General features: G+C 59.7%; 1 protein-coding gene. It reads right to left on the bottom strand.

Annotated elements, in window-relative coordinates; all coding sequences use genetic code 11:
- The coding region (locus tag SxD43FB_RS23555) for an IS256 family transposase (RefSeq protein WP_141249637.1) at positions 1 to 1168 on the bottom strand (1168 nt) is incomplete at its 3' end.
- Positions 1169 to 1426: the final 258 nt, after the last annotated feature.

The following is a 1426-nucleotide window of genomic DNA, read 5'->3' as shown; positions in this document are numbered from 1 at the left end:
CCGCAAGATCCGAAATCGTCGAAATCTGTTGAAAAGCCTTGCAAGGTGGGGGTGGTCCATACACGTCGTTCTGTTCCAGAAGGATAGCGCCGACGAGACGGGTAATCGCCTCTTCGTTGGGGAAGATGCCGACAACATCAGTACGCCGCTTGATCTCGCCATTGAGGCGCTCGATTGGATTGTTGCTGTGAAGCTTGGTGCGGTGCTGGGCAGGGAAGGTCATATAAGCCAGCACATCCTCCTCGGCGCTGTCCATCAGTGCGGCGAGTTTCGGCACGGTGGGGCGCAGTTGATCGGCGACGCTACGCCATTGGGCCTTTGCGGCCTCTGGCGTTTCCTGAGCGAAGGCGGTGGCGATGAACGCCGACACGACCCGGCGCCCACTCTTGCCAGCATGCGCCAGCGCATTGCGCATAAAATGAACCCGGCATCGTTGCCAGGTGGCGCTGAACACTTTGGCGACGGAAGCTTTTATGCCTTCATGGGAATCTGAGATCACCAGCTTCACGCCGCGCAGACCGCGACGAGCAAGGCTGCGCAGAAACTCGGTCCAGAAGACCTCCGCTTCGGAATGACCGATCGCCATGCCGAGCACTTCGCGCCGGCCATCGCTGTTGACGCCGACGGCGATGATGACGGCGACCGAGACAATGCGGCCAGCCCGCCGCACTTTGATGTAGGTCGCGTCCATCCAAAGATAGGGCCAGTCTCCTTCGATCGGACGATCGAGAAAAGCCTTCACCCGCTCGTCGATCTCCACGCACAGTCGGCTGACCTGGCTCTTTGAAATCCCACTCATGCCCATGGCTTTGACCAGATCGTCCACAGAGCGGGTCGAGATCCCCTGGATATAAGCTTCCTGGATGACGGCCGTCAGTGCCTTCTCTGCCAAACGGCGGGGCTCCAGAAACCCTGGAAAATATGTTCCCTTGCGCAGCTTGGGGATCCGCAGCTCGACCGTGCCTGCTCGCGTCTCCCAGTCCCGATCCCGATAGCCGTTGCGCTGCGCGAGACGCTCGGGATCCTTATCGCCATAGGCCGCGCCCGTAAGGTCGCCCACTTCCAGCTCCATCAGCCGCTGCGCGGCAAAGCCGATCATATCGCGTAGAAAATCGCCGTCGGCTGTCTTCCCAACCAGGGCGTGCAGGTCCATCTTGTCATTGGTCATCGGTGGTCTCCGTAAGTTGAGTCTCGCAACCCAAACTTATCCGAAGTTCGCCGGTGACCACCCGCGAAACTGACCGACCGCTACAGCGCTTTATCGATGAGCGCGCGTCCGGTCAGCTTCGCTACCCTCAAAACCTACACCACTTAACGTAATCGCCACACTCGACCTCCGCTTTGTTGCGGTAGGATGTCATTGCCGCTTCGGCGCTCGGCCGGAGTCGAACGTGGAGGACGTTATGGGAGTTTTTGCAGCACTGGA

The sequence above is a fragment of the Sphingobium sp. D43FB genome (assembly GCF_002312805.1).
Taxonomy (GTDB): domain Bacteria; phylum Pseudomonadota; class Alphaproteobacteria; order Sphingomonadales; family Sphingomonadaceae; genus Sphingobium.
The sequence above is the reverse complement of the archived record's forward strand: the minus strand, read 5'-3'. Positions and strand labels throughout refer to the sequence as shown.